This window comes from Paraeggerthella sp., assembly GCF_048427265.1.
GTDB classification, from domain to species: Bacteria; Actinomycetota; Coriobacteriia; order Coriobacteriales; family Eggerthellaceae; genus Paraeggerthella; species Paraeggerthella hominis.
Genome location: NZ_DBFOSR010000058.1, coordinates 1 through 4720 on the forward strand (window position 1 = coordinate 1; position 4720 = coordinate 4720).

At 65.8% G+C, this 4720-nt stretch carries 7 protein-coding genes; all 7 read left to right on the plus strand.

The window, feature by feature from the left end; genetic code table 11:
• Positions 1–77: 77 nt before the first annotated feature.
• Entirely contained in the window at positions 78–977 is a 900-nt protein-coding gene (locus ACMNI9_RS05770; protein ID WP_216528764.1) for a prepilin peptidase, read from the plus strand.
• Positions 978–1025: 48 nt separating this feature from the next.
• On the plus strand, positions 1026–1256 hold the full coding sequence (locus tag ACMNI9_RS05775; RefSeq protein WP_114566236.1) for a hypothetical protein: 231 nt from the start codon (positions 1026–1028) through the stop codon (positions 1254–1256).
• On the plus strand, positions 1253–1783 hold the full coding sequence (locus tag ACMNI9_RS05780) for a TadE/TadG family type IV pilus assembly protein (protein ID WP_418831214.1): 531 nt from the start codon (positions 1253–1255) through the stop codon (positions 1781–1783). The genes ACMNI9_RS05775 and ACMNI9_RS05780 overlap by 4 nt, the downstream gene beginning before the upstream one ends.
• Before the next feature lie 14 nt (positions 1784–1797).
• Complete coding sequence (locus tag ACMNI9_RS05785; RefSeq protein WP_418831215.1) at positions 1798–2277, plus strand: TadE/TadG family type IV pilus assembly protein; 480 nt, start codon at positions 1798–1800, stop codon at positions 2275–2277.
• Positions 2274–2876, plus strand: coding sequence for a hypothetical protein (locus tag ACMNI9_RS05790; RefSeq protein WP_418831216.1), 603 nt, complete (start codon positions 2274–2276; stop codon positions 2874–2876). Before ACMNI9_RS05785 ends, ACMNI9_RS05790 begins: the two co-directional genes overlap by 4 nt.
• A gap of 17 nt (positions 2877–2893) precedes the next feature.
• Entirely contained in the window at positions 2894–3796 is a 903-nt protein-coding gene (gene cpaB / locus ACMNI9_RS05795; protein ID WP_418831218.1) for a Flp pilus assembly protein CpaB, read from the plus strand.
• A partial coding sequence (locus ACMNI9_RS05800; RefSeq protein WP_418831219.1) for a CpaF family protein occupies positions 3789–4720 on the plus strand: 932 nt, incomplete at its 3' end. The genes cpaB and ACMNI9_RS05800, both read left to right, overlap by 8 nt.

A 4720-nucleotide genomic window follows, 5' to 3' on the forward strand; every position in this document is an offset into this window, starting at 1 on the left:
CGCCGTCCTTCGCACGGCAGCCACGTGCGCGCCTCGATGATCGATTCGCGCATGCTGTCCCCGACGATGGAGAAAGCATGACCGGGCACGCTGCGCTCGGCCTGGTACTTGCCGCTCTTGTCGGCGCAGCGCTGGGGTGGCGTTCGGTTCCCTGGGCGGCGGATGCGCTGTTGAAGCGGGCGTACGACCGTGCGACAACCTGGTGGTGGCAGTCCTTCGAAGGATACCGGTCGTTCAAGCGGGCTTTTCCCGATCGGCCGTTGTCGGTGTCGGCGCGGGGCGAGGAGGGGGCCGTGGCTTTGTGGCTCGAAGACGCCCTGAGGGCTGCCCGGTCGGGATGCCTTGCGCAGGAGCGGGTTCAAGCGTTGAAGGAAGCAGGCTTGGAGGTGTCGCCCGCGAGCGCGGCGCGCACGGAGCGCGAGCAGGAAAAGCGGTGCTCCTTTCCGGCAACCCCGCGCAAAAGGGCGGCGCTTGCGCTGGCTGGAGCTGCATCGGGCGTCGCGATCGTTCTTACGGGCTTGCCTGCGGTGCCGTCAGCATGCCTGGCGGTGTGCGCGTTCTTCATGCTGGCGGCCGTTGCGTGCGATCTTCGCGCTCGCATGCTGCCGCTCGAATGCTGCATTGCGCTGGCTGTTGCGGGGGCGGCGTTTCAGGCGTCGTGGGCGGGCGTTGCAAGCATGGGCGCCGGATGCGCGTTCGGGGCGGTCGTGGTTGCGGCGTGCTTCGCCGTGAACCGTTGGTGGGGTGCGCGCGGGGCGGCCCCGATCGGGCACGGCGACGTGCGGTGCATGGCGTCGCTTTCCCTGGCTACCGGGGCGGCGGCGCCGGTGGGGCTGGCAGCGTGCTACGCAAGCGCCGGCGTGGTTGCGGCAGTGGGCTTGGCAACGCGCAAGCTCTCGCTTCGCGACGGTATCCCCATGGCACCGTTTTTAGCATTGTGGCTGATCGGCGGCGTATACGTTGCCGTATGCATGTAAAGGAGCCGGCGCTGTCGGGCGTTGGCGAAGCCGAATCAAGGAGGAGTTATGGAAAAGCAGGAGAACGTATGGTCGAAGCAGAGCAAGGTCAAGGCGCTTTTGGTTCGCGGGGAGGAAGACGGCGGTTCGGAAATCGTTCAAACGGTCATCGTGCTGGGGTTCGCGGTCGGCTTGGGCGCGGCGTTGATTCTGCTGCAGGGCAACATCCAAAGCGCCATCACCAAGGCGGGCACGTCGGTGACCGATATGTTCTCGAAGGTCACTTCGGGCGCGGCGTGAGGTTTTGCGGCCTGTGCGTTCCGCTGCGCAAAAGCCGCGCGCAGGCATGCGCCGAACAGGGAGGAAGCGTCGTCGCGTTCGTGGTGTCGCTTCCGATCCTGTTGGTGTTCCTGTGCGGGATTCTCGATGTCGGGCGTGCGGTGTTCTTGCGGGTTGCAGTGGACGATGCGGCTCATGCGGCATGCGCGGCTGTCTCGACGGCGCCTGCCGGAGGTGCGACGCCGATCGCGTACGATGCGGCGCTCAGGGCCGCGCCCGCCTTAGGCGCCGAAGGGCTTGCCGTGGACGTTGTCGTGGAATACGAAGCCGAAGAGGTCGTCTCTTACGATCATCACGTTTACATGGATGCGGGCGAGTCGTTCGAGACGCGTCCGGTGCGGCTTCTGCGTCAGCCCGTCGAGGTTGCCGTGCGCCTTGAAGGGCGGTATCTCACGCCGATAGGGAATGCGTTGGCTGCGGTAGCGGGCAATGCCGAGGAGCGGTTTTCGTACGAATCCCGTTCGGCCGGAGCTGTCGTCGAAGGGTAGGGAAGGGGGTTTTGATGATTCGCTCGGATAGAGGGAGCGAGACGGTGCAGTTCGCGGTTGCGGCGCCGTTGCTGCTGCTGGTGGTGTTCTCGACCATGCAGGTGGGCGGCATGATGCTTGCGGCAACCCAGCTGTCGTCCGATATCGTTCGGGCGTGCCGTCAGCTCGACGTGGCCGGGCTGCGGCATGCCGCCGACAAAGAAGCTTTCGTCAAGGCGGGCATCTTGGGCTCGGCTACGCAGTTGAATCCTGAGAACTTGAGCGTCGATCGGGTCCTATCCCGCTCCGAGGAGGTTGAGGCGGCGGGCTTCTCGGCTTCCGGCGAGCCTGTCGATCGCCGCTCGAAGGTGACGGCTCTTTCCTACGAGGTGCGCTACGACGTTCCCTCGATCCTGGATGTGCCCGGCTTGAGCGGTCGCTCGTTCGCTCGCCAAGTCGATTGCCGCTACGTCGAAGGCTGCGCGGTCGAGATCCAACTGGGGAGGGCGTCGTGAGCCGCCGGTTGCGCTGCAACGAGACGGCGAACATGCTGCCCCTTGCGGTGATCGCGCTGTTCTTCCTTTTCTCGGTCTTGTCGTTCGCTATCGACCAGGGGATTGCGTACGCCGCGAAAGCAAGGCAGGAGAACGCGCTGGATGCGGTTCGCTCGGCCTGTATGGATCCGACGTTCGCCTTGTACGCAAAAAACGTCGAGGATCCGGGACGGGAGGTTGCCGAGCTTGTTGTTCGCACGGCCCGGGAGGAAGGGTTCGCCGGTTCTGCAACGGTGTGGTTCTACGAAGCGGCGGAATCTTTGCTGCCGTCGTCCGAGCGGCTTTGGGGGATAGGGGTTCAGCTTGAAGAGGATGCTCCTACGGTGTTCGCGCGCGGCTTCGGGATGCCCAGCCTGCCCGTCGCCTCGCATAAGGTGATGGTGGCCGTGCCCTACGCGAGCGAGCGCGCATGGCGGCCGGATGAACGACGGTGCGGCAGGTACGGGGCGGATGCGGGATCGAACGGCGTTTCGTTCGTTCCCATGGGGTCGTTGGAGGAGTATCCCGCTCCCTTGGTGGAGGCGTTGCGTTCGGCGCTGCCAGAGCGGCAGGCCGCGTAAAGGGAAGGAGCGTTGAAATGACGATGGACGGTTTGCGACCCTCGACTCGAAAAGGAGGGTTCGCGCAGCGAGCGTCGAAGGCTGCCGATGCGCAAGCGGACGGCGCGTCTGCACGGACGTCCCGATACGGAGGCTTCGATCGAGGCGGGCCGGTTGCGCAGGCGCCGGATTCCCCTTCGGTCGAGCCTCGCCCTTCCGGCGCTCGGTTGCCGGATGGTTCGCAGCGAACGTACCGGCGCGTGCGGATGCTTGCCGCGCTGGTCGCCGTGTCGGTCGCCGTGTCGTTCGCGGCGATCGTCTACGGTTTGTGGGCGCGGGCGGCTTCGGCATCGGCGGTCGAGGAGGCGACGGCCGGAGCGGCCCCCGTGTTAGTGGCCGCCACCGACATTCGCGCGGGCGACGTGCTGACGTCGGAGTCGTTCGTGGAGAAGGACATACCCGCCGCGTATCGCGCGTCCGAGGCTATCGGGCTTGCTCAGATGGGCCAGGAAGGCCTCGAGGGCAGGTGCGCGCTCGTGGACATGGCTGCTGGAACGCAGGTGCTGCCTTCGTTCGTCGCAGGTTCCGCCGATGGCGGTCGCTTGTCGGCTCGCCTTCATGCCGGGATGGAAGCGGTTACCGTGGGGGTGGATGCGGAAACGGGCCTTGCCGGTCGTATCGGCGTGCATGACACGGTGCGCGTGGTTTCAGCCGAAGGCTCTTCTTCGGGAGCCTCCGTTCTTTCCACGTTGTGCGCGCAGGCGCGGGTGCTTGCGGTAGGCGACGCCGCCGCGTCCAGCGACGGCTCGTACGCTTCGGTTACGGTGGAGGTGAAGCCCGAGGAGGCCGATGCGATTCGCGAGGCCCAGTACGCCGGGCGGGTGAGTTTGGTGATGATTTCCTCGGAAGACGCCCTGCTTGGAGGCGATGATCGTGGATAGGGCGATCGAGCGTTCGCTGAAGGGCGCCGTGCGCGACGAGGTGGCCCTTCAGCTGCGAGGCGGGCAGTTCGACGAGGCGGCGGTCGAATCTTTGATCAGGAGCGCGGTGGGCGCGGCTGCTCGGGATTGGGGGCTTTTCCTGTCACCTTTGGAATCCGAAGCGCTTGCGCAGGCCATGATAGACGACTTCCTCCATTACGGGCCGCTGCAGCCGCTTCTCGAAGATGCCTCCATCACCGAGATCATGGTGAACGGAGGGGGCGTCGACGCGTCCGATCCCGCGCTGCCTTTTCGGGACCCCGTGGTGTACGTCGAGCGGGCTGGGATGATCGAGCGCAGGCCCGACGTGGTGTTCGACGACGCGCAGCACGTTCGGCGCATCATCAACAGGATTGCCGAGCAGGCGGGCATGCGCTGCGACGAATCCCATGCCATGGGATGCGCTATGCTGCCGGGAGGCCGTGCCCGCGCAACCTACGTGGTTCCTCCCGTGGCGCCGGACGGGCCGGCGCTCAACGTGAGAACGTTCTCGGCCGATGCGCTGGGGATCGGCGATTTGATCAGCGTCGGGACCCTTTCGGAGGTCATGGCCGAGTTCTTGTGCTCGGCGGTGCAATCTCGCTGCCCCATGGTCATATCAGGGGGGACGGGGTCGGGCAAGACCACTTTGCTCGGCGCGCTTTCGGGGTTCATTCCGCCCGACGAGCGCGTCATCACCATAGAGGACACTCCGGAGTTGAGGCTACTGTCGCCTCATGTGGAGCGCATGCAGACGCGCGAGGAGAACGCAGAGGGCGAGGGCGCGGTGAGCATGCGTGATTTGGTGACGCTTGCTTTGCGACGCCGTCCCGATCGCATCGTCATCGGCGAATGCCGCGGGGCCGAGGCGTACGACATGCTGCAGGCCATGCAGACGGACCATCC